The following is a 24,266-nucleotide window of genomic DNA, read 5'->3' on the forward strand; positions in this document are numbered from 1 at the left end:
CTTCGAGCCATAGGTCTCGAACCACTCCCTCGGCGTCACATCTGAACGCGACTTATTGGCTTCTCAACCGTGCCGTTCCAGTGGAGCGCTGGTCTACTCCACTGAAACGGCACGGGGTAAATGCCAGTAGGCCACGTTCAGAAATGACGCCGAGCAAGAGGTGGAAAACCGCGTGTCTTTTTACGCGGGTTGGAATCCCGCAGCGAGGGCACCGCCTAAGCGGCGTCATTTCGTGGCGATCACAGAAGCAACTGAAACATGTCCATCTCAACCCTGCGAAGCCTCGATCTAACAGCAGCAAAAAAACGCAGGATTCCAAAGGGTTTCGTTTAAAACCCTTTGGGCCCGTGTGGGCGGCGAGCCCACGGTTTTGACCTTAAGGCCTGTGTGGTGCCAGCGCACGACCTTGCCCTTAAGGCCAGTTTGCGTGGCAACGCAAGGTTTTACGGGTGTGGGCGGCGAGCACACGGTTTAGACGTTAAGTTTTCAGCGGTTTTACAAAACCGCTCTCAAGTTATACATCGCCCTGCCGATAACCCTCTGTAGATGAATTAATGGAAAAAGGCAAAACATGATGTTTAAGCGTATGAAAGTGGTGACGGCCATCGTGGTCTTACTGGTGGTCTTTGGGGCGTTACAGTTGGTTTCTGGTGGGCTGTTCTTCAAATCGCTTAAAACCGATAAAGATAACTTTGCCACTTCACAGCAAATTCGTGTGCAACAGGCTGAGCTGAATGCCAGCTGGATCTATCTGCTGCAAACTCGCAACACCCTTAACCGGGCGGGCATTCGCTTTATGTTGGATGCTAACCAGATGGGCAGTGGGGCGACGGTGAAAGAGCTTATCGACGTCGCGCAGAAGGATTTGAAAATTGCCGGCGAGCACTACGCCAAATATCAAAAAATTCCCAGCGATGCTAGCCAGAATCCTGCGTTGGCCGCTGAAATCAAAAAGAATTATGACGTTCTGAATGGCGCGCTGAGTGACCTGATTGACCTAATCGGTTTGGGTCGCATCAATGACTTCTTCGAGCAGCCTACCCAGCAGTATCAAGACGGCTTCGAAAAGGCATTTGTCAACTATATCGACCAAAACGACAAGCTTTATAGCCACTCGGTCAACGTCAGCGAAGACTCCTTTAGCAACTCACTTTGGGTGCTGGGCGTGATCCTCACGGTGCTGGTGCTGTTTATTGGTCTGGCATGGTTTGGCGTGCAGCGCGTGCTGGTTCACCCACTGCGTTCACTGGTCGAAAGCATCCAGCACATTGCTCGCGGTGACTTGACCCAAGAAGTGAAGGTGGAAAGCCGTAACGAAATCGGCCTGCTGGCTGAAAGCATCAAAGACATGCAAAGCGAGCTGATCCGCACGGTTTCTGGAGTGCGTCAGGGCGCGGACGCTATCTATAGCGGCGCGAGCGAAATCTCTGCCGGTAACAACGACCTCTCTTCACGCACCGAGCAACAGGCTTCTTCACTGGAAGAGACTGCTGCCAGCATGGAGCAACTGACCGCGACGGTGAAACAGAACGCCGAAAACGCCCGTCAGGCAAGCCAGCTGGCGCTGAGTGCGTCCGAAACCGCGCAGAAGGGCGGCAAAGTGGTATCAAACGTGGTGCAAACCATGAGCGACATCGCCGCCAGTTCGAAGAAAATCACTGATATTACCGGCGTTATCGACGGTATTGCCTTTCAGACTAACATTCTGGCACTGAACGCGGCGGTCGAAGCAGCCCGCGCCGGTGAACAAGGTCGCGGCTTTGCCGTGGTTGCTGGGGAAGTTCGTAGTTTGGCGCAGCGTAGCGCCCAAGCCGCCAAAGAGATTAAAGGCCTGATTGATGACTCGGTAAGCCGCATCAACACGGGTTCCGTATTGGCGGAAAGCGCCGGTGAAACCATGAGTGACATGGTGAGCGCGGTGACTCGCGTGACCGACATCATGGGCGAAATCACCTCTGCTTCTGATGAACAGAGTCGTGGCATTGAGCAAGTGGCGCAGGCCATTACTGAAATGGACCGCGTGACCCAGCAAAACGCCGCCTTGGTTGAAGAATCTGCTTCCGCCTCCGCCGCGTTGGAAGAGCAGGCTAGCCTGTTAACCCAGTCCGTGGCCGTCTTCAGCCTTGGCCAGCATCAGGTCAACGTGGTGCGCCCGACGACCACCTCGGCGCGCCAGCCTTTGCTGACGCCAAACCTGTCTTCAACCCCAGTCACCAAAGGTGCCGCTAGCAATAACCTGACGGAAAACTGGGAAACTTTCTAACTAGCAACAAAGCGTTTAGCAGTAACAACAGCATGACAGGGGCGGTTTCCGCCTCTGATGCTTCGGTGATGAGAGTAGGGAAGCCATTTGGGCAATAGCAATAGAATCTGTCGTCTAAGGAGTCCGCGTTATGAGTGCTCCTAATTCAAACCAGGATCCGGATAACGCGTCGATTATGGCGCAAATGATCCAACGGCTGCCGCTGTCGGATATCCATTTTCGCCGTATCAGCGAGCTTATCTACCAGCGCGCCGGTATCGTGCTGGCGGATCATAAAAGAGAGATGGTTTACAACCGACTGGTTCGTCGATTGCGAATTCTAGGAATTAACGATTTTGGCCAGTATTTGGCGATGCTGGAAAGTGATGCCAACAGCGCGGAGTGGCAGGCATTTATTAATGCTTTAACCACTAACCTGACGGCTTTTTTTCGCGAAGCACATCACTTCCCGATCCTCGCCGAACATGCCCGCTCACGACCGAATAATTACAGCGTTTGGAGTACCGCCGCCTCGACCGGGGAAGAGCCTTACTCCATCGCCATGACTCTGAGTGAAGCACTGGGCCCGCGCATGGCCAGTTGCAGCATTCAGGCCAGCGACATTGATACCCAAGTGTTAGAGAAGGCGGTCGCTGGTGTTTACCGTCAGGAAGAATTACGCACGCTAAGCACCCAACAGATGCAGAAGTTCTTCCTGAAAGGCACGGGTCCGCACAGCGGGCTGGTGCGAATCCGCCCTGAGCTGGCGCAAATGGTGGCTTTCCAGCAGATCAACTTGCTGGCCAGCCACTGGCAGCTCAATGGGCCATTTGATGCGATTTTTTGTCGTAACGTGATGATCTACTTCGACAAACAAACGCAGGAAAAAATCTTACGCCGATTTGTTCCGTTACTAAAACCGGGCGGCCTGATGTTTGCCGGACATTCCGAAAACTTCAGCCAGATTAGCCGGGAATTTTATTTGCGTGGCCAAACTGTATACGGTCTCGCCAAGGAGAGGTAATGAATAAAATCAGAGTGTTGAGTGTCGATGACTCGGCGTTGATGCGGCAGTTGATGACCGAAATCATCAACAGTCATCCGGATATGGAAATGGTGGCAACCGCGCCTGATCCGCTGGTTGCACGCGACTTAATTAAGAAATTCAACCCGCAGGTTTTGACGCTGGACGTCGAAATGCCGCGCATGGATGGCTTGGATTTCCTCGAAAAACTGATGCGCCTGCGCCCGATGCCGGTGGTGATGGTCTCTTCGTTAACCGGGCAGGGGTCGGAAATCACGTTGCGGGCGCTGGAGTTGGGCGCTATCGATTTTGTCACCAAGCCGCAGTTGGGCATTCGCGAAGGCATGCTGGCCTATAGCGAGCTGATTGCTGACAAGATCCGCACGGCTTCCAAGGCGCGACTGAACAAGAACGTTAATGCTGACATGCCGCGCATGCTCAGCCATACGCCGCTGCTCAGTAGTGAAAAGCTCATCGCCATTGGTTCGTCTACCGGCGGCACCGAGGCGATTCGCCACGTGTTGCAGCCGTTACCGCCAACCTGCCCGGCATTGATGATCACTCAGCATATGCCGCCGGGGTTTACTCGCTCTTTTGCCGACCGGCTGAACAAGCTGTGCCAAATCACGGTGAAAGAGGCGGAAGACGGCGAGCGCGTGCTGCCGGGACACGCCTACATCGCGCCGGGGGACAGACATATGGAGCTGACCCGCAGCGGGGCGAACTATCAGGTTAAGTTGAACGACGGCCCGGCGGTGAATCGCCATCGTCCGTCGGTTGACGTGTTATTCCGTTCGGTGGCGCAATTCGCCGGACGCAATGCTGTCGGGGTGATCCTGACAGGAATGGGCAATGACGGCGCTGCCGGCATGCTGGAGATGCACCGCGCCGGGGCTTACACATTGGCTCAAAACGAAGCCAGCTGTGTGGTGTTCGGGATGCCCCGTGAGGCGATTGCCTCCGGTGGGGTCAACGAAGTGGTGGATCTCAGCCAAATAAGCCAGCGCATGCTGGCACAAATATCAGCCGGACAGGCTTTACGTATTTAATTTTTCATCCCACTAGGGTGATGAAGCAGCACAATTTAGGAGCACTAAACATGGCCGATCCAAATCTGCGTTTTCTGGTGGTAGATGACTTTTCAACTATGCGCCGAATCGTTCGCAACCTGTTGAAAGAACTTGGTTTCCAGAATGTGGAAGAAGCCGAGGATGGCGTTGACGCACTGAACAAATTGCGTGCCGGTGGTTTTGACTTCGTAGTGTCTGACTGGAACATGCCAAACATGGACGGTCTTGATCTGCTGAAAACGATTCGAGCCGACGTCGCGCTGGCAAAAATGCCGGTATTGATGGTGACCGCAGAAGCCAAGAAAGAGAACATTGTGGCCGCCGCGCAGGCGGGTGCCAGTGGCTATGTCGTTAAGCCATTTACCGCCGCGACTCTGGAAGAGAAGCTCGGCAAAATCTTTGAAAAACTAGGCATGTAGGAGCAGATATGGCTGACTTACTTCCTCCAGGAATGACAATGCCTGCAAACGATGCAGCAACCGCGGGCGATATTATCGCCCGGATTGGGCAACTGACGCGCATGTTGCGCGACAGTATGCGCGAATTGGGGCTTGATCAAGCCATCGCACAGGCGGCGGAAGCCATTCCTGATGCCCGCGATCGACTGGATTACGTGGTCACCATGACCGCTCAGGCGGCAGAACGTGCTTTAAACTGTGTTGAAGCGGCACAACCGCGTCAAAACAAACTGGAAGCTGCGGCGAAAAAACTCGATGCGCGTTGGGATCAATGGTTCGAAAACCCAATCGAGCTGTCCGATGCCCGTGAACTGGTGACGGACACCCGCAGCTATCTCAAAGAAGTCCCTGAGCACACCAGTTTTACCAATGCGCAGTTGTTGGAAATCATGATGGCGCAGGACTTCCAAGATTTAACAGGGCAGGTTATCAAACGTATGATGACCGTAGTCCAAGAGATTGAAAATCAACTGCTGTCCGTGCTGATGGATAACATTCCTGAGCAGAACATCAAGGCCAAACGTGAAAACGACAGCCTACTGAATGGCCCGCAACTCAACGCCGAAGGCGTCGGGGTCGTGGCGTCTCAAGAGCAGGTCGATGACTTGCTGGACAGTTTGGGCTTCTAAATCTCGACCTCTTCTTATCTCTCTACAACCCTTATTCCATCCGTTTGTATTCTGGGCAAACGGATGGATTCAGTTATAGCCCTCTTTAGCGCCGCTTAATTACCTCTTTTCGAAAATTATTATCTCGCTTATTAACATAATCACGATCAAAAGATCTAATTTTCTTAGTTCATTACGAGAATGAAAATTTAATCTAATACACATTATTTTTAATTATTTCAAATGACTGGGTTTGTCGTTATATGGTTGTGGTGATAAGTCCTTGGAAATATCCTATTTCAAGGTCTTTGGTAATCGCTGATTAATTACGTATTGCTCTGTCTTCTAGATGTTGCCCAATTAAAATGATGCCGATATACTGCGCCGCATCAAGAAGAGGTTGAGATATTTAATGACTCTTCTTGTTATGCCCCACGTTTTGAATAAGTGAGGGTAGAGTAATTTGGTTATCAATAACCAACAAATGAAGCAGTAATAAACTAACTATATAAGGAAATTACATATGAAAAAGATGGCTATGTCACAAGCGGAAACTATTGTTGGCGGTACTTTCAAACACAGCACTTGCACCAACAACTATGAAATTGCTCTGGGCCCTAACCTTAAACCAACTTGTTACTCAGTAAAAACGTGTACTGATAAAAATGGTGCTATCACTAAGCATCTGAACGTGGCAGCTGCATCAAGTTGCCCAAGCAACTAATTGATCGTTAAAGGTCTTTAGTTAGTTGGGTACATCGTTAGTGATAACGATGTGCCCAACGTTGTTTAATGGTTTTCTGAGCTCAAGGATTGAGTTGTCTATGCGTAAAAAAATAACTATTGCCGCTTTATACACTGTTTTCATCGCCGTCATTTCTGCTTTTGTCACCACGGCTTATTTTCATACCTTTGTTTTAAATAAAAATGAGCAAAATCCTCAACAGTTATTAACCTCTGTTAGCACGGATAAAGTCACCAACAGCAGAATCGCGGACGGGCAGGACATTATTGAGTTTCTATCTTATGGTTGCCACTATTGTGCATCGAATGAAGAAAATGTAGAGAAACTCGAAAAGCGGCTTCCAGCGGGTAAGAAACTGGTACGTTTACATGTTAGCTATGAAGATCAAGGCGGACTTGGACGTTATGCCGCGGTATTTGCCACGCTAGATGCCATGGGCATAGAAGCAAAATATCGTGATAGTGCTTATCGGGCGGTAAACAAAGATGATATCGATTTAGGTGATGCAACGCAGCTAAACGGCTGGCTTAAAAGTAATAATATTGACACTGAAGAATACAATACAGTTCGTCAATCAGCTGCAGTTGAACAGAAACTGGCATATATGACGCAAGTCACCCGCGATTATAAGGTTAATGCCACACCTGTTTTTATCGTATCAAAAAAATGGATCGCTCTTCAGGATCGTGAATTCCCTGAATTCTCCGATCAATTATTATCTTTACTGAATAACGATAGTCCTCTGGAGAAGTGATGAAATTTTTGGCGCTGCGACTCCAACTAACATGGATGAATATTGTCAACTATTTTGGGCGCATAAATTATTTCGCCCAGCTGTTGGGATCGCGGATAGCTTATTTCTTACTGAGGCATATCAACTATCGTTGGCTCTTCATTCTGCCACACATCAATAGAGGTTTGGGATTGACCGGGCGTGCTCTCAAGGTGAGGGCTGAAGTTGCACAGGCTAACAAACAATGTTTGTTACAAGGCAGCGATGCTCTTAATTATATCTGGTTAACCCAGCGGCGTGAGTGGTTGGTCAGAGCCGCGACTTTTGGGCGAAACGCCAAGGTTCTCAAAGAGATTGCCTCTTGCACTGAACAATTGAATGCGGTGGTTGAACCATTACATCGCGATGGTCAATCAGTGATGCTGGCCCCGCTGCATATGGTATCGGATATCTTGGCAACCATGGTAGGTGCTGGCGTTTACCCCAATAAGGCGACGGTGATTGCCTCTTTTGGCAACCACGTCCATTCTCAGGACGAGCTGCTTCAGGGCGGGTTGAATCTTGACTATTGTTCAATTCATGACCAGGGCAGCGCTATCGCCGGGAACTTGTTGACATCACTGATGAGCGCAGCACAGGGAGAGCGTAATATTATTCTTTTCCCCGATATTACCCCTGAATTCACCCTCGGCACCTATCAGGGCCAGTCGTCCAAATTGCCGTGCAAATTATTCCAGCGACCAGCCAAATTACATAACGGCATCGTGAGACTGTCACGAGCTATCTCTGCCCGCGTCGTATTTTACCACCTCTATTATGACGGGGGAGTGAGGATAAAAATTCATCCCCCCCTAAAGGCAACGCAATTGAAACAGCATATGCCAGAAATTATTGAAAATTCAATCCGAGAGCATGCCAACGACTGGATGTTATGGCATGCACATTCACTCTACTTTATTAATGAATAACATCAGCAATTTCATTACTGCGCATTAATTTAACAGGATGTTAAGACGATTGGTTATGGACAATATTATTCCTCAATTGATTTTTCAGAGTGAGACCAACGAGTGCGGTTTGGCCTGCATCGCCATGCTCGCCGAAACACAGGGGATCAATATCTCTCTGGAAGAGCTTCGTGAGCGTTTTCCTGCTTCCGCCCACGGCACGGCCTTATCAAGGCTATGTGAAATTTTAGCCGAACTGGCTATTCCTGCCTGTCCGGTCGTCTTCGAGCATCACGAACTCGCTGAGTTACCTCTGCCCGCGATTCTGCATTACGGCTCCAGCCACTATGTGTTGCTGGCTTATCGGCAGGGCAGTTATGTCTGCGTGATGAACCCAGGGATTGGCGAACAGTTGCTGCCATTCGCGGCGCTTAAGGCTGAAATCAGTGGTTATGCGTTGGTGATTGACGCTGAGTCGCAGCCGGAAGAAAAAGTCGCCGCCGCTGGGTGCCGCCCGCGCCGCTCGCGGATGATGGAATGCATGAGCCTCAAACAGACGGCGGCCATTCATGGCGTATACGGGCTGATGATGCTGGCATTTCTGGTGTCGCTCACCCTATTTATTATGCCTGTGATGGTCAGTAGCGCCATCAATACCGTATTTTCATCAGCTGAGGGCGCTGATTTTCCCTATTTTTATTTCATGCTGGCCTTCGTGGTCTCCACTCTGCTGGCTTACGGGGTGCGTAGCGTCACTGAGCGTTTTATTAAACGTTTTGTGGTGTTGCAGAGCGTGGCGGGGTTCTCTCGCTTGCTCACTAACTCTCTAAGCTTTTTTGACAAACGCGCGCCGGGCGAAATTTATAGCCGCTTCTCCAACTGGCAGATGGCAGCGACGCAAAAAATCGAACTTGATAACGGCCTACGAACCGACTGGATAGTTGGCGCTATTGCCTTTGGCGTAATGTGTTACATGAGCCCACTGCTTGCCATGGTATCGGCGGTGGGGGTAACGCTGATGGGGTTAGTGAGCGTTTGGGCAATTTATCGCGACCGGTTTTACACCCAGCAATTGCAGGTTAAAAGTGCCGAGCAGAGCGACTTCTTAATGGAAACCATTCAGGGTTTTTCCACCATAAAGTCGGCGGGGATTAGCGCACAGCGCCAACAAGTTTTCGCTGCCTACGCTTTATCACTTTTTAGCTGCCAGCAAAGCCAAAAAATGTATGAGCAAGTGAAGAGTAGCCTTTACCAGTTCATTGGCAGTCTTGAAATGGTGCTGTTTATGCTGCTGGCGCTGCCGTTACTGAAGAGCAACGCGATCACGCTCGGAGAGTTTTTTGCCTATAGCTTCGTCCGACAGATTTTTACTAATTACATCACTCAAATATTCTTCTCAATTTTGCAGAAAAATCAGCTGCATGTCATCGACACGCGCGCTAATGACCTGTTCCCACGCACGACGAGCGATGTGTCATCGGATGAGAGCATGGCTGAAGCATCCGCGCCAGTAAGTTTCCATCAAAGTCTGAACTATCGGCAGATAAACTTTGCGTATGACGCGGCCAAACCTCTGTTAAAACAGCTCTCATTTGGCGTTCTGCGTGGCGAGAAAATTGCCATAGTCGGTGAATCGGGAGCAGGGAAAAGCACCTTACTAAAAATTATCGCCGGACTGGTTAAGCCGCAAGAGGGCGAGATTCTGGCTGATGGGCAGGCTCTGGGCGGCCAGTCACTACAGAAGCTGTTCTTCTTGCAGAGTCAGGAAGACATCTTGTTTAGTGCCTCTGTGTTAGAAAACATCACTCTGTTTGATAGTAATTTGGATGGTGAAAAACAACGCCGTATCGATAACTTTTTGATTGGGTTGAAGCTACATGAGGTGGTTGAACAGTTACCCGGTAAACAAAACGCCCTGATCCGCGAAAGCCACGCCGCGCTTTCTTTGGGCCAGCGCCAGCGCCTATTGCTGGCCAGAGCCATGTACAGTCATTGCCCAATTCTCGTGCTCGATGAGCCTACAGCCAATCTTGATGATGAGACGGCTTATCGGGTCATGAAATATGTGATTGAACACTGCCGTGAATTTAACAAATCCCTGATAACCGTTACGCACAGTGAGACGACCTTAGAGCTGTTCGACAAGGTGTATCGCATGTCCGCTGGTCATATTGCTCAGGTAGAGCATGAGGTTGCGCCAGCATGAAGAAACTCATGAATTCGAAACTCAAACTCAGCAAAGTGACGATGGCAGCCTGCGTCGCTATGCTCATGTTGCTGGCTGGCGTGGTCGTGCAGCAAAGCAGTTCAACTGACCAAGGCCCGGTTGAATTTGTCACTGTTAGCCGGGGGGATATTGAGAAAACCGTGCTGGCCACCGGCACGCTCAAGCCTTCATTACAGGTCAATGTGGGTGCCCAGGTGAATGGTCAATTAACCAAGGTTCATGTCCGTCAGGGCGACCAGGTGCAGAAAGGCCAGTTGCTGGCAGAAATTGACCCGACCTTGCAACTCAGTGAGTTACGAAAATCTCAGGCCGAACTGGCAAGTGCCGAGGCGCAAAAACGTTCGGCGGTAGTCACCCTTCGCCAATTTCAGTTAGAACTGAATCGCCAACTGCGTCTCGACCGAGACCACGCGGGCACGAAAAGCATTCTTGAGCAGGCGCAGGCCCGAGTCGCGACGCAAAAAGCGCAAATTGAAGTCAATCAGGCTGAGATAGTACGTGCGCAAATGTCGCTGGAAACGGCACAAGCCAATCTAGGTTTTACCCGCATCGGCGCACCTATTGATGGCGTGGTTCTCGGCATTGTAACTCAAGAGGGGCAAACCATCGTGTCCTCACAGAGCGCCCCGACTATTTTGGTGCTCGCCGACGTGAGCACGATGTCGGTCCACACCCGCATCTCCGAGGCGGATATCCTGAAAGTGAAGGTCGGCCAGCCACTGTGGTTTCATGTGCTCGCCGAACCGCAGCGTCGCTACGACAGTCAGATGCAGGCTATTCAAGATGCCCCAACACAGGCACTACAAGACAACAACGGCGATAACTCCTCGCAAGACCAGCCTTCTGCCGTCTATTACAACGGGATGTTTAACATCGCTAATCCTCAAGGCGTGCTGCGCACATCGATGACTGCGCAGGTGTTTGTGGTGGTTGAGCAAGCAAAGAGTGCGTTGCTGTTACCGGTGGCTGCGCTAGGAGCCGAGCAGGGTGAAAACCGCTATCAGGTGCAGGTCCTCAAGCAGGGACGTGCGGAGTCACGCTTAATCAAGGTTGGCATCAACGATCGTCAATTTGTGGAAGTGCTTGAAGGGCTGCAAGAGGGCGAACAGGTTATGGTGACGGCGGTTGCCTCGGCGGAGTTCGAACATGGCTGATTCAACGGCATTAATCGAACTCAAAGGCATCTACCGGCACTTTATCTCCGGCAGCAAGTCGGTAGAAGTACTGAAAAACATCTCCCTGAGCATTCACAGTGGAGAGATGGTCGCCATCGTTGGCGCGTCGGGATCCGGCAAGTCAACGTTGATGAACATCATTGGCTGTCTAGATAAACCGACGCAGGGCGAAATGCGCATCATGAGTGTGCCAACCGATACGGCCAGCAGTGCCGAACTGGCGCAGCTTCGCAGCCAATTTATCGGTTTTATTTTCCAGCGTTATCACCTGATCCCTTACCTCACCGCGCAGGAGAATGTTTCTATCCCGGCGTTATACACTGCCATGCCTGCCGCGGAGCGCGAGGTAAGAGCGCAGCATTTACTCACTCGGCTGGGGCTTGCCGGACGCATGTTGTATCGCCCGGCCCAGCTTTCTGGCGGTCAGCAGCAACGGGTGAGTATTGCCCGCGCTTTGATGAACGGCGCGAACATTATTTTGGCCGACGAACCGACGGGGGCGCTTGATAGCACCAGCGGGCAGGAGCTGATGGCAATCCTACACGGCCTTCATCAGGCCGGGCACACACTGATTATTGTCACTCATGACCGTACTATTGCTCGCCAGTGCCAAAGGATTATCGAAATCAGCGATGGTGAAATCGTGGCGGACAACCAGAATCCAGAGTGGGAAAAGTCCACTATCAGTGCCGCTTTGCCCCTGGCCGTCGCTACCGGGCGCTCTCCTGCCTGGCGTGATGTGAAAGAGTCAATTCGCATGGCGTGGCGTTCGCTGCTCGGACATCGCGGCAGGGCATTTTTGTCGATGCTTGGGATCATTATCGGCATCTCATCCGTGGTCTCTTCCATGGCGGTGGGGGAAGGTGCCCGACTCAGCATAATTAGCCAAATCAACCAGTTGGGTAGCAGTACTCTAGATATCCTCCCGGGAATTGGTTGGGAGCAGACACGGCCTGAATTCCAGCGTGCGCTGAAAATCAGCGATGTTGAGCTGCTTCAGCGCCAGCCTTATGTCGACAGCCTTTCGCCGGTGGTGGTGAAGCAGACCACTGCGATTCGCGCGAGCAAGCAGGTTTGGGCTTCTCTCAATGGTGTTAGCGAAGGCTATTTTGACGTGCTGGGTGCGACTTTCAGCGCAGGCCGTCGCTTCAATCAACAAGACGTGTCGCATGGCGAGCCGGTGATCGTCATTGATTCCAATGTCAAAGCCACGCTCTTCCCTTACAACCAAAACCCTCTCGGACAGATTATTCAACTGGCCGGTGTGCCTTTTCGGGTGATCGGCGTCGCAGACAAACCCGGTCCGAAATATAGCGGTGCCTATTTAGAAGCTTGGACCCCCTATACCGCGCTGCTCCAGCGGATGTCGGGCGATAAGCCGCTCGACTCGATCACACTGCGGGTCGCACAAGGCTATGACATGAATAATGTGCAACGCAAGGTTGAGAAGCAACTGGAGGTTGAGCACGGCCAGCGCGACTTTTTCATCATGACTAATGACGAAATGAGCAAAGCGATTAAAAGCGCTTCGGACTCAATGACCCTGCTGATCACCGCCATTGCCGGTATTTCCCTGCTGGTGGGCGGGGTGGGCGTCATGAATATCATGCTGGTGTCAGTGACTGAGCGGACCCATGAAATCGGCATTCGTTTGTCTGTCGGGGCGCGCCCGAGCGACATCATGCGGCAATTTCTTATCGAAGCCATGGTGATTTGCTCGCTGGGCGGCGCGATTGGCATTATCGGCTCTGGCATCGCTGGTCTGATTTTTGCGCAGATAACCGACGCGTTCACCATGGTATTTACTTGGCCGCCTGTCGTCATGGCCTGCGCATTTTCCGCCTTGATTGGTTTGGGGTTTGGCTTTGCCCCAGCGCGCAATGCGGCCCGCCTGCACCCGACGGAGGCACTGGCCCGCGAATGAAAAAAATATTTGGAATAGTCCTGTTATTAGCCTTAGTTGGCTGTGGTCCGGCGCTGAAAAGTGACTACCAGCGACCCATGCTATCTGTGCCCGATCAGTGGCGTGTGAGTGATCATCAAAGCGAGAGTAGCGCTGCATACCTTAGTCGGCGTGGCCATTGGTGGGATAATTTTCAGGATCCGCAGCTTTCAAGAGCGATTAGCGCTTTGCTGGAGAGCAATAACGATTTGGCTCTGGCCACCTTGTCGGTGCGTCAGGCGCAGCTGGCTGCCGGGCTGCGAAATACCAATATGACGCCAGGTTTCAACGCCTCCTTGGGGACTAACAACAGTAAAAACATCAGCAATGGCAGTCGCGCCAGTGAGAGTTACAGCAGCTCGTTAAGTGCCTCCTATGAGTTAGACCTGTGGGGACGACTGGGGAGAAGTAGGGATCAGGCAGAGTGGCTGGCAAAAGCCTCCGAGCAGGACCGTCAGGCGACGGCGTTGACCTTGATTGGCACGTTGTCACAGCTCTATTGGCAACTGGGCAGTCTCAATCAGCAGATCGTAAACGGTCAGCAGAGCCTGAATATCGCCGAGGATTCACAGCGTTTGGTGATATCGCGGTTTACTGCCGGAGAGGTCAGTCGGTTAGACGTTGTACAGGCAGAGCAGTCCCTGCTTAGCCGCCGCGTGTCGCTGCGCGACCTTCAACAACAGCGGGAGGAAGCGCGCAACGCGATGGCTATCCTGTTCAACCGTTCCCCGGAACAGAGGCAGGCCGAGCCGGTGACATTGGATGTTACCCAGACGATTGCGGTTACTCAACACTTACCTCTGGAGGTCATTGCCAGGCGACCGGACATACAGGCTGCCGAGTGGAACCTGCGGGCGGCGCTGGCAGGTTCAGATGTGGCGCGTCTCGACTTTTACCCGAGGGTGACGCTGGATGCCAGTCTTGGGGCGGGAGCGGCGGTTTTCCAACAGTGGTTCAGTAACCCCGTACGAACGCTGGGAAGCTCGCTTGCCTTGCCGTTTATTGAATGGAATAAGGTGCAGCTCACCGTTGAGCAGTCAAAGATTGATGTACAGCGAGCCGCGGTTCAATTTCGCAGCAAAGTCTATAGCGCGCTGAGTGACGTGGATAACGCTATGTCGCAGCGCTTGACATATCAACAGCAGAAACAGAATCAATTGACTGATTTGCAACTGAGCCGGCAGCGGCTGCAACTGGCCAACAGCCAGTATCGAGCTGGAGCAGTTTCCTATCAGACACTGCTTGATGCGCAGGACAGTTTGCTAAGCAGCGAAAATACGCTGGTGCAAACGCAATATAGCTACCTCAATGCCACGATGAAATTGTGGCTGGCATTAGGCGGAGCTTGATTTTAACGTCAAAAATCCAAAGGGAAACAATATGAATATGGATATTTCTGCAGCAGGTAATGTTAAACGACGGGTGGTCATCACCGGTTACGGTGCGGTAACGCCAATCGGTGGAAACGCCGCTGAAAGCTGGGACGCCATCATGAATTATCACGTTGGCTACCGTTACTACGACAGGTCGGCAGCGGGGATTAAATCGCGATTTTTTGGACTGATTGATGAAGAGCCCAAACTGCAATCTGTTCCTGCTGCAATCCGCCGCCGCTTGCCACGCTTCGCCCGTCTGGCCTTACTTAGTGCCCAACAAGCGATGCAGATGGCCTTTGGCGAGCAGCGCCCAGAGCAGTTCTATGATCTACTCCATTGTGGCGCAATCATAGGTTCTGGCTGGGCCGGACAGGATGAGACGCTGGCGCAACACGAAGATTACCTGCGAAGCAAAATGGGTTCCCCTTTTGGCTGCTTCTTTTCTATGCCTAGCTCAGCAACTGCCGCAGTCAGCCTGTTGTGGGGGCTGAGGGGGTATCAAAATACGCCGATTGCCGCATGCGCGACGGGCACGATAGCTATCGGTGATGCTTTTGAAGCGATTCGGTCCGGGCGAGCTAGCATGATGTTGGCTGGGGCGGGAGAGTCATTACGCTCTGACTCTTCAACGTGGAACATCGACGTTCTCGGTGCGCTTTGCCGCGAACAGCATGATATCACTAAGGCTTGCTGCCCGTTTAGCGCCGAGCGTAATGGCTTTGTGTTGAGCGAAGGGGCGGCCGTGCTCTGTCTAGAGGAGCGAGAAAGCGCACTGTCGCGGGGAGCAACCATTCTTGGCGAAATCAAAGGCTACGGGAATTTCTCCGACGCCTTTGATTTCACTGCCCCGGCTGAAGATAAAATTGCCCGCGTAGAAACTATTCGCCGCGCATTGACCCAAGCCGACTTAACGGCGAATGACATTGATTACATCAATGCACACGGGACCTCGACGCCTCTCAACGATCTCAATGAAACTCAGGCCATCAAGCTGGCCTTTGGCGAGCAAGCGGCTTACAGCACCCCGTGTTCCAGCACAAAATCCTATACTGGGCATCTCATTGGTGCAGCGGGAAGCTTCGAAACCATCGTTTGTTTACAAGTGCTTAAGCACCAAGTCATGCCGGCGACGCATCATATGCGACAGGCCGATCCTGAATGTGATCTGGATTATATCGTCGAAGGGCATCGTTGCGGCTCGGTCAACAACACGCTGAACCTAAGCTTCGGCTTTGGCGGTGCAAATGCTGCGCTAGTAATAAGTAAGGCAAAATGATGACAAAGCGCTATCAATTGCAAGATGCCGAGCAGTGGGCTGCATTCTCTGGGGATCACAATCCCATTCATTTTAGTTTAGAGGCTGCTCGCCCATTAGGGCTAAATGCCTTATGCATCCACGGCATGCGTGCCATGCTTGATATTAAAGCAGCGCTCAGTGCTCAGGCCCAATCAACACAGCCACATGGCCAAAGCCTTCTATTCAGCTGCCGACTCGATAAGCCGGTTTATTACCAGCACGCCTACAAACTCAAGGCTGAGCAATTATTACTCAATCAAAAGCAACAAATGCGGAGTGCGCTATTAGACGAGGCAAACCTAGAAAATTGTATCCATGGCAAATTGGTGTCTGTGCCAGCCATATTGCAAAGTCTCGCAGATGAGGATGGACAGATTTCATGCGAGGAGATGGCAGTATCGCTCGAGCGACTCTCAGCCATGGCAGGGCAGAAACCCACTCTATGGAACGCGCTCGATTGCATGTTGTTCAAGCAGCTTATTCACTCTCCCGTCACCATGTGCCGGATACGTGAACTGATTCCTGAGTTTGATTGCCTGAATTTGATGGCGATATTCAACAAAGTTCAGATAGTACAGACCCATCATGAAACGCATTTCATCCCCAGTCTGCTCGTTCTTGATGACATTAGCGTTTTCAACCAGCCACTGAGGTTCTCGATTTTACCTGCGCTGGTGGCGGGAAAGAGTAAGGCTGGATTTATTTTGCGAGTTTCTATTCAGGCTTTCGTAGAGGAAACAGTCTTGATAAAGAGCACAGTGACATTGAAGGCCACTATCGCTAACGCTTAATACCAACACATAAAACTTAATTTTTAAGGGAATAAAATGATTGATTACAATGAAGTTTATAGCAAAGTTCGCGACATGCTGTGTGAAGCCAAAGATATGGAATTGGCATCTATTTCGGAAGACATGCCGCTTTCACAATTGAAATTAGACAGCTTGGACTATGTGGAACTCATGCTTTTGGCCAATAAAGAATTCGGGGTCACAATAGAAACTGACGTTTTTGCTGACAAGCCCGAGCTCAAGCTGCGTGAACTCTGTGAATTTATCAGTCAGCAGAGTCTGTAACCTATGTTAGATAAATGGATTTTGGTCACCGGAGGCAGTCGGGGGATAGGTCGCGCGACGGTTCTCGAGTTAGCAAAAGAGTGGAACGTGGTTTTCACATGGCAGAATGGTGAAGAACAGAGCCAATCATTGCTAACACTATGCCATTCGTTACCGGGACGGGTCGAAGGCATCCGCTGCGACGGTCGAGACGAGATTAAGGTGAATGATTGGGCCGAAAAGTTGATTGAGCGCCTCGGTGCTCCTCACGGCATTATTCATAATGCGGGGATCACCCTCGATGCACTGCATCTACTTCAGACCTCAGAAAACTGGCGGCAGATAATGGATACCAATCTGAATGCGGTTTTCAATTGGAACAAATCGCTATTACCCGCGATGATTGCCCAAAGAGAAGGGGCGATAGTTATGATGTCATCTGTCTCGGGTATAAAGGGTAATATCGGGCAAACGGCATACGGTGCCAGTAAAGCGGCGATGATCGGCCTGAGCCGTTCGCTGGCGGTAGAGTTAGGCAGGTTCGGCATTCGCGTGAACAGTTTATTACCCGGGTTTATTGATAGCGAAATGCTTCAATCTTTGCCTAAAGAGAAAATGGCGGCCATGCGATGCCTTATTCCGATGAGGCGATTGGGGCAACCCGAAGAGGTTGCTAGCGCCGTAGCTTGGTTAGTCGGCAACGGTTCTCGCTATATGACTGGGCAGACGCTAGTTGTTGATGGTGGTATGACTGCATAACTGTATTACACATTACCTGGTAATTGTCGAATGAGACATCAAGGGGGCCATGCTTTGATGTCTCTTACTAAAATCACATCTATTATTCTGTTTCTCCCGTCGTAAAACACCCTTCATTTCTCCTATTTGCAATGTCTTTTTGTCTAAACTCATAGTAAAAGAGAAGATAATCCTTAGAAATATCTTAGCTGCATTTGTCTGAAATAATGGTCCATCTTAGCGGTACTCCTATGTCTCTAGTTTTTTAGTATATGGCTGTTACTCATACCTTTTGTTAGTAGAATCGTTAATTCATAAAACTACAATTTGCGATCATTCTTGGCTTTTCCTTTTTTAAAAGGTGATTTTCATCTGAAAGATAATGTTGATATTTGATGTTGAAATTAATGAGACAGTTTAAATTATAATGACTCATTTGGAGTTGTGTGCTGTTCAGGTTTATTTTCTTGGGTCATTAATTTAGGTGGGGTGTTTTTTTTGGAATTAAAATTTAGCGCTTTCGCTTCAGTTGCTTGAATAAAAGTAAAGGCTAATTAAGAAGTAAGAAAATACTTAGATTGTAATTGATTGTAGAGCTTAAAATTCCCTTCTAACTAATTGATATATATTTATTTATTCTGGCGTTGCCATTAATTTACACAGAGTATTGACACTCTTTTTTAGCGGAATTAGAGTAGGCCCACTTTGATTCGAAATGAATTGTTTGGCATTTTACTTGAATGACTCAGGCGTTTATTTAAGAGGGGGAACCTCTACAGAACAAAGTAAAGGAATGGCAGATGGTTTTGCCAAAAACAATGCGAACGCCAATGACGGCGTCCTAAAAGCATGTGTTCTAAGGAAATTGAAAATGAAAAGAAATATTACTGGTTTGGCTTTGTTAGTTGCTTCTATTGTCTCAACTTCAGCTTTTGCTATTGACGGTACAATAAACTTTAAAGGTAACGTTATTAGCAACCCATGTACGGTGAGTGCCGCTTCTAAAAGTCTTGATGTTCAGTTGGGTAAAATCAGCGCAACTTCATTTCCAACATCTGGATCGTTGTCAGCTGCGCAGAAATTTACTTTAGTACTTTCAGGTTGCCCAACAACGGTCACCAGTGCCAAAGTTCGCTTTGATGGTAACCAAGTTTCTGGTGATAACAGCATACTGGCGGTGACAAGTGGCACTGGTAAAGCGGGCGGCATAGGTATTAAGATTTACGATAGAAACGATAATCCAGTTAGCCTATACCAAGATTCAGCTGCATATCCTCTAACGACAGCAGCTAATAATCTTGAGTTTAAAGCGCGTTATGTTTCACTGGCTAATACGGTAACACCGGGCGCAGCCGATGGTGCAGCCCAGTTTACAATTATCTATCAATAAACCTAAATCATTAAATTTAATGTTTTAAGAAAAAATTGAAGCGTTAGATCAAGGGTAAGTATTGCCCTTGATCTATTTGGAATATTTTCTAGGGAAAACATCATGGAAAGATGGCGAACTATGGTTTTAACAGCATTTCTGCTGTTTATGACCACATCGGTACAGGCAGGGATTGTAATAGGTGGCACACGTCTTATTTATGAAGGTAATAAAAAAGAGGCGTCAATTACTATCAATAATCCCGACAAGCTACCCTATCTTATCCAATCGTGGATAGATGGTGAACTTATCTCTGGGCAAAGCAAAGCGGACAAAGCCCCCTTTATTGCGACACCACCATTATTTCGTTTAGAGGCTGAACGGCAGAACGTACTTCGCGTAGTACGTGCGGGCGGCAATTTACCAGAAAATAAAGAATCCATATTTTGGATGAATATAAAATCTATTCCTTATGCAGACAAAAGGGAGAATTCGCTACAAATCGCCATCAAGACACGTATAAAAATGATTTACAGACCAGCAGGTATCGCCACCACGCCTGAAGAAGTCGTAAAAACTATTATATGGAAACGGACCGGTGATTCTGTGCAAATCACTAATCCATCAGCGCACTATTTCACTTTCTTTAACGTAAAGATTAATGGTGCTGAAATTAAAGACGTTCCCATGGTCTCTCCGCAATCAACTGCCAGTTTTATACTACCGAAAAATATTATCGGAAATTCTCTAAGCTGGCAATATATCAATGATTATGGCGGGACCAGCCAGTCTTTTTTTCAGACATTATGAACGCTCATAGTTACTGAGCAGCCGTAAATAACGTTAGGGCGCTATGGATGCGCACTACCTGTCACGCCGGTTATTTGGCGGTGATAAGAAGGGAATCAAAATAATGAAAAAACCGCAGAGAAACGGCTCAGTCGGATTCAAACATTCCTATCTTGCTTGGTTCATCTCATGCCAGCTTGCTGCCACGCTTGGCATAATTGGAATTGGCGTAGCGAACGCTGAAGAATATTTTAGTCCGGCTTTGCTTGAAATCGATAATCCAATGCAGGGAAATGCCGATCTTTCTATTTTCGAAAAAAGCGGCAACCAACCACCTGGTGTCTATCGCGTTGATATTTACCTCAACGGAACCATGATCACCACTCAGGATGTCGACTTTAGCTTATCTACTGATGCAGCAGGTAATCAAAGTCTACAACCTTGTCTGAACGCAGAGATGTTAAGAGAGTTAGGCGTCAAAGTCGCACTTTATCCAAACATTAGCGTAACGAAAGAGTGCGTAAACCTCAGCGAAGATATTCCACAGGCCTCTGCTCGCTTTGACTTTGAACAGCAGCGCCTAGACATTAGCCTACCTCAGGCATCGTTAAATCTTCAGGCTCGCGGCTATGTATCGCCAGAAAAATGGGACAGCGGTATTCCTGCTCTGCTTATGAACTATAACTTTACAGGCGCTAATCAACAGGCTGAAAATAATAAAAAGCAGGATAGTGAAAACTATTACTTAAACCTTAGAACCGGTATCAATTTAGCCGATTGGCGTCTGCGTAATTATTCTACGTGGAGTCGAGATAGCGAGGGTAGCAATCGCTGGAAATCGATTAATACTTACTTGCAACGCGACATTAAGGTATTAAAGAGCCAATTAGTCTTGGGTGATAGTACCTCACCAAGCGAAGTCTTTGACTCGGTTTCATTCCGGGGGGCGCAATTAGCTTCTGACGATGACATGCTTCCTGACAGCATGAAAGGTTACTCACCAGTGGTCAGAGGTATTGCTCGTAGCAATGCGCAGGTCACTATCAGGCAGAATGGCTATGTTATTTACCAAAGCTATGTTGCACCGGGTCCATTTAATATTTCAGATCTCTATCCAACATCAGGCTCTGGTGACTTACAGGTCACGATTAAAGAGGCTGACGGAAGTGAGCAGAATTTGGTGGTGCCTTTTGCTGCTGTTCCGGTTTTACAGCGTGAAGGCCGACTCAAATATAGCCTGACCAGTGGTCAATATCGCTCTTACAACAGTGATACCGAGAAAACAGTCTTTTCGCAGGCAACGGCCATTTACGGTATGCGCTATGGCGCCACTGCCTATGGCGGTATTCAGACGGCCAGTAAGTACCAAGCTTTAGTCGCGGGTTTGGGGCAAAACTTAGGGCGCATAGGCGCACTATCTGCTGACGTCACACAGGCTTGGACAACGCAACAAGATACGCCAAAAACCAGTGGTCAGTCTTACCGTCTGCGCTACGGCAAGAGTTTTGTGGATACCGGTACTAACTTCAGCATTGCGAGTTATCGCTATTCAACGGCGGGCTTCTACACATTGCAAGAGGCTTTAGACAGTTATAACAAAGGTAATAGCAACACTACGGATCAGAAAAAGAACCGTTTTGAACTGACCATGAGCCAGAACCTATGGGATCAAGGCGGAGCTATTTCACTCAGCCTGGTCAAAGAAAGGTATTGGAACAACAATCGCAGCACAGAATCCGTGGGCGTGGGCTACAACAATACATGGTCAGGCATTTCATACGGCCTGAATTATACCTACAACAAAAACGGTACAGACAGCTACGGGTCCCGCACTTTATATACTGACCAAGTTTTTGCTCTTAACGTCAGCGTGCCGCTAAATAAATGGTTACCGGGTGGCTACGCCACTTATGGGATGAGCGGCAGTAAAAAAGGAAATACCACTCAGAATCTGGGCTTAAGCGGAACAGCGCTGGCTGATGATAATTTAAATTATAACCTGAGTCAGGGCTATGGCAGTGAAGGTCAGGGCAACAGCGGAAGTGCTGCTATCGATTATAAAGGCGGCAAAGGTGAGCTCAATCTGGGTTATAGCTATGACAAAAATCAGCGACGCCTGAATTATGGGTTAGAAGGTGGAGTAATAGCCCATGAAAATGGTTTGACCCTCTCTCAGCCACTGAGCGAAACCATGGTACTGGTAAAAGCGCCAGGTGCGGGCGATGTCAGAGTGACAGGTAATTCTGGAGTTAAAACTGATGGGCGTGGATATGCCGTAGTGCCATACGCAACGCCATACCGTAATAACCAAATTGTCTTAGATACTCAAACACTGCCTGACGATGTAGATATCACCATGAGTTCAACGTCAGTCATTCCTGCCCGTGGGGCCGTGGTACGTGCAGATTTCAACCCTAGAGTGGGTCAGCGCGTATTAATGACCCTCACCCGCAGTAATGGCGCGCCGGTGCCTTTTGGCGCGATGGTTAGCGACCTCAACCACAAAGGTTATAGCGGAAATATCGTCGGTGACGATGGTCAGGTTTATCTAACAGGGATGAGTGAATCTGGTCGATTGGGTGTGAAGTGGGGTAACGCATCTTCGCAATACTGCGAGGTGAATTATCGTCTGCCTGAATCAATTGAAGCCACTAGTATTGAGTTGTTGAAAGGGGAATGCCGATGAAATCGAACAAGGATAGAAATAATTTAAATAGCAATATTTACCGACAGTCGGTGATCCCTGCTAAATACAAGCTTATTAATGCCAAAGTATTAACACTGCTGGGTGTCAGCATCGCCATGGGTCTGTTTAGCAGTGCAGCAAACGCTTATACCTGCGGGCCTGACACTAGTACTAAAGTCTATAATTTTAATATGAATTATAACTTAACCACGCCAGAAGATAATATGGCAGGGATGGTAAAGCGTAATGCTTACTCCTGGAACACCGCAGGGGATTATACAGTTTCATGCGCATGTAATGGGACATATATGGCCCCGTATATTACAGCAACGGTGCCTGAGCACGGTGGGGTCGTTTATAATGACGGCACCAATAAATTCTACGCCATCAGCCGTTATTTAGCGGTATCAAGCAGTGTGTTTGTTGCGGGCGGTTTAAGAAGGGTAATCCCTGCACCATTCCATCTCAGTAATCAAAATACCGTTGGAGTAACATGCACTCGAAGTGGTTTCTGGGAAACTGGAAATAAAGGTACTGTTTCACTCTATTTTAGAAGAGCCTTCGTTGGCGTGCAGACTATTCCAATGACTAAAGTTGTGGATATTTTCGTCGCCACAGACAGTACGAGTAAATCAACAGTTCCCGTTGCATCAGTCTTTATGAGTGGCACTGTCACAATCCCTCAATCTTGTACCATTAATGGTGGTGGCGTCATTACAATCCCCTTTGGGGATATCATCGCGTCTGATATCAGTACAAAGGGTCAAATGGCTAAAGGTTTTGTGCCAAAAAATCAGCAGTTAAACGTAGCTTGTAATAACATTTCTGAAGGTGTGAAGGTGAGCTTGTCATTCCAAGGGAAACCGGATGCCAGCGAACCGAGCGTTCTGTCAACTACTAACCAGAATGTAGGTGTGAAAATTGAAAATGTCTCAGGAGAGGTGATCCCACCAGTAAACGGAGGGTTGTCGCTGAATATGAATTACGCCACGCAGTCTGCAACGTCACAAATAAAACTATATCCAATAAATACCACGGGACAAATGCCAGAGACTGGTAATTTTACAGCTACAGCGACCATTCAGGCCGAAATTGAATAATTTAGCGCGCTGTTACCCATAGCATTCATCATAAGTATGAATGCTATTTAAAGTTTACAAGGATGTTCAAATGAAGATTGTTACAATAGCAAAAATTAAGATGGTTACATTAATAATGCTAATTATTGGCGTAACTCCTTATTCCCTCCAGTCGGCAACCCTTTTACAAGTCACTGGTAATATCAAAGCCGGGCCTTGCCGAGTCAATTTTCCTACCTCAGGCGTTGAGGTCAATCTCGGCGAGGGAATACGACAATATACTTTAGAAAGAGCAGGCTCCGCAGCACCTTGGGTAGATTTTAGTCTGCAGCTAACTGACTGTCCTAAAACTACCACTAACGTGACTTTGACAGTCAATGGCACACCGGGGTCAGCAGGTTCAGATACCTTTATCAATACTGGGTCTGCTACTAATGTACAAATACAAGTTCAAAATCAGAGTGATAGCCGGATATTAGGTAATGGGGCTAATGTGACGCAGGCGGTTAATAGCGCTAACTCTTCCGCTGAATTTAGTTTGCAGGCACGGGCATATTCTACTTCTGGTAATGCCAAGCCGGGGACTATAGCAGGCAGCATGCAGGTTAGCTTCACATATCAATAAGTAGGCTTTTAACTAGAGGAAATGATTATAATTTACCGAGATTATTTGGTTTTGGAAAATATTTTTCACTGCTGTTACTGA

At 49.0% G+C, this 24,266-nt stretch carries 21 protein-coding genes; all 21 read left to right on the forward strand.

The features are described from left to right. Window positions 1–574 precede the first annotated feature (574 nt). The 21 genes from GEAM_RS07030 to GEAM_RS07130 all read left to right on the forward strand — a co-directional run bounded on the left by GEAM_RS07030 (window position 575) and on the right by GEAM_RS07130 (window position 24,185). Window positions 575–2,263 carry a methyl-accepting chemotaxis protein gene (locus GEAM_RS07030; protein WP_034789948.1) on the forward strand — a complete coding sequence of 563 codons (1,689 nt, stop codon included), beginning with the start codon at window positions 575–577 and terminating at the stop codon, window positions 2,261–2,263. A 130-nt stretch (window positions 2,264–2,393) separates the two neighbouring features. After that, entirely contained in the window at window positions 2,394–3,266 is an 873-nt protein-coding gene (gene cheR, locus GEAM_RS07035; protein WP_034789949.1) for a protein-glutamate O-methyltransferase CheR, read from the forward strand. Next, the gene (locus GEAM_RS07040; RefSeq protein WP_034789950.1) at window positions 3,266–4,315 is read left to right on the forward strand and encodes a protein-glutamate methylesterase/protein-glutamine glutaminase; all 1,050 of its coding nucleotides are present in this window, start codon (window positions 3,266–3,268) and stop codon (window positions 4,313–4,315) included. The genes cheR and GEAM_RS07040 overlap by 1 nt, the downstream gene beginning before the upstream one ends. Window positions 4,316–4,365: 50 nt before the next feature. Then, window positions 4,366–4,755, forward strand: coding sequence for a chemotaxis response regulator CheY (gene cheY / locus GEAM_RS07045; protein WP_034789951.1), 390 nt, complete (start codon window positions 4,366–4,368; stop codon window positions 4,753–4,755). Window positions 4,756–4,793: 38 nt separating this feature from the next. Then, window positions 4,794–5,423 carry a protein phosphatase CheZ gene (gene cheZ, locus GEAM_RS07050; RefSeq protein WP_172468464.1) on the forward strand — a complete coding sequence of 210 codons (630 nt, stop codon included), beginning with the start codon at window positions 4,794–4,796 and terminating at the stop codon, window positions 5,421–5,423. Between the two features lie 502 nt (window positions 5,424–5,925). Continuing rightward, complete coding sequence (locus GEAM_RS07055; protein ID WP_034789957.1) at window positions 5,926–6,126, forward strand: DUF4762 family protein; 201 nt, start codon at window positions 5,926–5,928, stop codon at window positions 6,124–6,126. A gap of 100 nt (window positions 6,127–6,226) precedes the next feature. Further along, window positions 6,227–6,901 (forward strand): DsbA family protein, encoded by a 675-nt coding sequence (locus GEAM_RS07060; RefSeq protein ID WP_034789960.1) that lies wholly within the window; start codon window positions 6,227–6,229, stop codon window positions 6,899–6,901. Then, window positions 6,901–7,848, forward strand: a complete 948-nt coding sequence (locus GEAM_RS07065) for a lysophospholipid acyltransferase family protein (protein WP_034789961.1) — start codon at window positions 6,901–6,903, stop codon at window positions 7,846–7,848. The genes GEAM_RS07060 and GEAM_RS07065 overlap by 1 nt, the downstream gene beginning before the upstream one ends. Window positions 7,849–7,903: 55 nt before the next feature. Next, a complete protein-coding gene (locus GEAM_RS07070; protein WP_034789962.1) occupies window positions 7,904–10,033 on the forward strand; it encodes a peptidase domain-containing ABC transporter in 2,130 nt (709 codons plus the stop codon). Window positions 10,034–10,041: 8 nt separating this feature from the next. Beyond that, window positions 10,042–11,208 carry an efflux RND transporter periplasmic adaptor subunit gene (locus tag GEAM_RS07075; RefSeq protein WP_034790100.1) on the forward strand — a complete coding sequence of 389 codons (1,167 nt, stop codon included), beginning with the start codon at window positions 10,042–10,044 and terminating at the stop codon, window positions 11,206–11,208. After that, window positions 11,201–13,153 (forward strand): MacB family efflux pump subunit, encoded by a 1,953-nt coding sequence (locus tag GEAM_RS07080; protein ID WP_034789963.1) that lies wholly within the window; start codon window positions 11,201–11,203, stop codon window positions 13,151–13,153. Before GEAM_RS07075 ends, GEAM_RS07080 begins: the two co-directional genes overlap by 8 nt. Next, window positions 13,150–14,520 (forward strand): efflux transporter outer membrane subunit, encoded by a 1,371-nt coding sequence (locus tag GEAM_RS07085; RefSeq protein WP_034789965.1) that lies wholly within the window; start codon window positions 13,150–13,152, stop codon window positions 14,518–14,520. Before GEAM_RS07080 ends, GEAM_RS07085 begins: the two co-directional genes overlap by 4 nt. A 37-nt stretch (window positions 14,521–14,557) precedes the next feature. After that, window positions 14,558–15,823 carry a beta-ketoacyl-[acyl-carrier-protein] synthase family protein gene (locus GEAM_RS07090; RefSeq protein ID WP_034790102.1) on the forward strand — a complete coding sequence of 422 codons (1,266 nt, stop codon included), beginning with the start codon at window positions 14,558–14,560 and terminating at the stop codon, window positions 15,821–15,823. Then, the gene (locus GEAM_RS07095) at window positions 15,820–16,635 is read left to right on the forward strand and encodes a MaoC/PaaZ C-terminal domain-containing protein (RefSeq protein ID WP_084674065.1); all 816 of its coding nucleotides are present in this window, start codon (window positions 15,820–15,822) and stop codon (window positions 16,633–16,635) included. Before GEAM_RS07090 ends, GEAM_RS07095 begins: the two co-directional genes overlap by 4 nt. Before the next feature lie 36 nt (window positions 16,636–16,671). After that, the gene (locus GEAM_RS07100; RefSeq protein ID WP_034789969.1) at window positions 16,672–16,920 is read left to right on the forward strand and encodes an acyl carrier protein; all 249 of its coding nucleotides are present in this window, start codon (window positions 16,672–16,674) and stop codon (window positions 16,918–16,920) included. A gap of 3 nt (window positions 16,921–16,923) precedes the next feature. Then, on the forward strand, window positions 16,924–17,658 hold the full coding sequence (locus GEAM_RS07105) for an SDR family NAD(P)-dependent oxidoreductase (protein WP_034789971.1): 735 nt from the start codon (window positions 16,924–16,926) through the stop codon (window positions 17,656–17,658). A 715-nt stretch (window positions 17,659–18,373) separates the two neighbouring features. Further along, on the forward strand, window positions 18,374–19,027 hold the full coding sequence (locus GEAM_RS07110) for a fimbrial protein (protein WP_244956603.1): 654 nt from the start codon (window positions 18,374–18,376) through the stop codon (window positions 19,025–19,027). Between the two features lie 102 nt (window positions 19,028–19,129). Continuing rightward, window positions 19,130–19,816 (forward strand): fimbrial biogenesis chaperone, encoded by a 687-nt coding sequence (locus tag GEAM_RS07115; RefSeq protein ID WP_034789973.1) that lies wholly within the window; start codon window positions 19,130–19,132, stop codon window positions 19,814–19,816. A gap of 103 nt (window positions 19,817–19,919) precedes the next feature. Further along, window positions 19,920–22,481, forward strand: a complete 2,562-nt coding sequence (locus GEAM_RS07120; protein WP_034789975.1) for a fimbria/pilus outer membrane usher protein — start codon at window positions 19,920–19,922, stop codon at window positions 22,479–22,481. Beyond that, window positions 22,478–23,581, forward strand: a complete 1,104-nt coding sequence (locus GEAM_RS07125) for a fimbrial protein (RefSeq protein ID WP_051899436.1) — start codon at window positions 22,478–22,480, stop codon at window positions 23,579–23,581. Before GEAM_RS07120 ends, GEAM_RS07125 begins: the two co-directional genes overlap by 4 nt. 70 nt (window positions 23,582–23,651) lie before the next feature. Then, entirely contained in the window at window positions 23,652–24,185 is a 534-nt protein-coding gene (locus tag GEAM_RS07130) for a fimbrial protein (protein WP_051899437.1), read from the forward strand. The last annotated feature ends 81 nt before the right edge of the window (window positions 24,186–24,266 follow it).

Source organism: Ewingella americana ATCC 33852, assembly GCF_000735345.1.
In the GTDB taxonomy this organism is placed as follows: Bacteria; Pseudomonadota; Gammaproteobacteria; order Enterobacterales; family Enterobacteriaceae; genus Ewingella; species Ewingella americana.

Bases quoted from the DNA above. Each gene is read 5' to 3' on its own strand.
- GEAM_RS07030 (WP_034789948.1), top strand. From the start codon at position 575: ATGTTTAAGCGTATGAAAGTGGTGACGGCCATCGTGGTCTTACTGGTG.
- cheR (WP_034789949.1), top strand. From the start codon at position 2,394: ATGAGTGCTCCTAATTCAAACCAGGATCCGGATAACGCGTCGATTATG.
- GEAM_RS07040 (WP_034789950.1), top strand. From the start codon at position 3,266: ATGAATAAAATCAGAGTGTTGAGTGTCGATGACTCGGCGTTGATGCGG.
- cheY (WP_034789951.1), top strand. From the start codon at position 4,366: ATGGCCGATCCAAATCTGCGTTTTCTGGTGGTAGATGACTTTTCAACT.
- cheZ (WP_172468464.1), top strand. From the start codon at position 4,794: ATGCCTGCAAACGATGCAGCAACCGCGGGCGATATTATCGCCCGGATT.
- GEAM_RS07055 (WP_034789957.1), top strand. From the start codon at position 5,926: ATGAAAAAGATGGCTATGTCACAAGCGGAAACTATTGTTGGCGGTACT.
- GEAM_RS07060 (WP_034789960.1), top strand. From the start codon at position 6,227: ATGCGTAAAAAAATAACTATTGCCGCTTTATACACTGTTTTCATCGCC.
- GEAM_RS07065 (WP_034789961.1), top strand. From the start codon at position 6,901: ATGAAATTTTTGGCGCTGCGACTCCAACTAACATGGATGAATATTGTC.
- GEAM_RS07070 (WP_034789962.1), top strand. From the start codon at position 7,904: ATGGACAATATTATTCCTCAATTGATTTTTCAGAGTGAGACCAACGAG.
- GEAM_RS07075 (WP_034790100.1), top strand. From the start codon at position 10,042: ATGAATTCGAAACTCAAACTCAGCAAAGTGACGATGGCAGCCTGCGTC.
- GEAM_RS07080 (WP_034789963.1), top strand. From the start codon at position 11,201: ATGGCTGATTCAACGGCATTAATCGAACTCAAAGGCATCTACCGGCAC.
- GEAM_RS07085 (WP_034789965.1), top strand. From the start codon at position 13,150: ATGAAAAAAATATTTGGAATAGTCCTGTTATTAGCCTTAGTTGGCTGT.
- GEAM_RS07090 (WP_034790102.1), top strand. From the start codon at position 14,558: ATGGATATTTCTGCAGCAGGTAATGTTAAACGACGGGTGGTCATCACC.
- GEAM_RS07095 (WP_084674065.1), top strand. From the start codon at position 15,820: ATGATGACAAAGCGCTATCAATTGCAAGATGCCGAGCAGTGGGCTGCA.
- GEAM_RS07100 (WP_034789969.1), top strand. From the start codon at position 16,672: ATGATTGATTACAATGAAGTTTATAGCAAAGTTCGCGACATGCTGTGT.
- GEAM_RS07105 (WP_034789971.1), top strand. From the start codon at position 16,924: ATGTTAGATAAATGGATTTTGGTCACCGGAGGCAGTCGGGGGATAGGT.
- GEAM_RS07115 (WP_034789973.1), top strand. From the start codon at position 19,130: ATGGAAAGATGGCGAACTATGGTTTTAACAGCATTTCTGCTGTTTATG.
- GEAM_RS07120 (WP_034789975.1), top strand. From the start codon at position 19,920: ATGAAAAAACCGCAGAGAAACGGCTCAGTCGGATTCAAACATTCCTAT.
- GEAM_RS07125 (WP_051899436.1), top strand. From the start codon at position 22,478: ATGAAATCGAACAAGGATAGAAATAATTTAAATAGCAATATTTACCGA.
- GEAM_RS07130 (WP_051899437.1), top strand. From the start codon at position 23,652: ATGAAGATTGTTACAATAGCAAAAATTAAGATGGTTACATTAATAATG.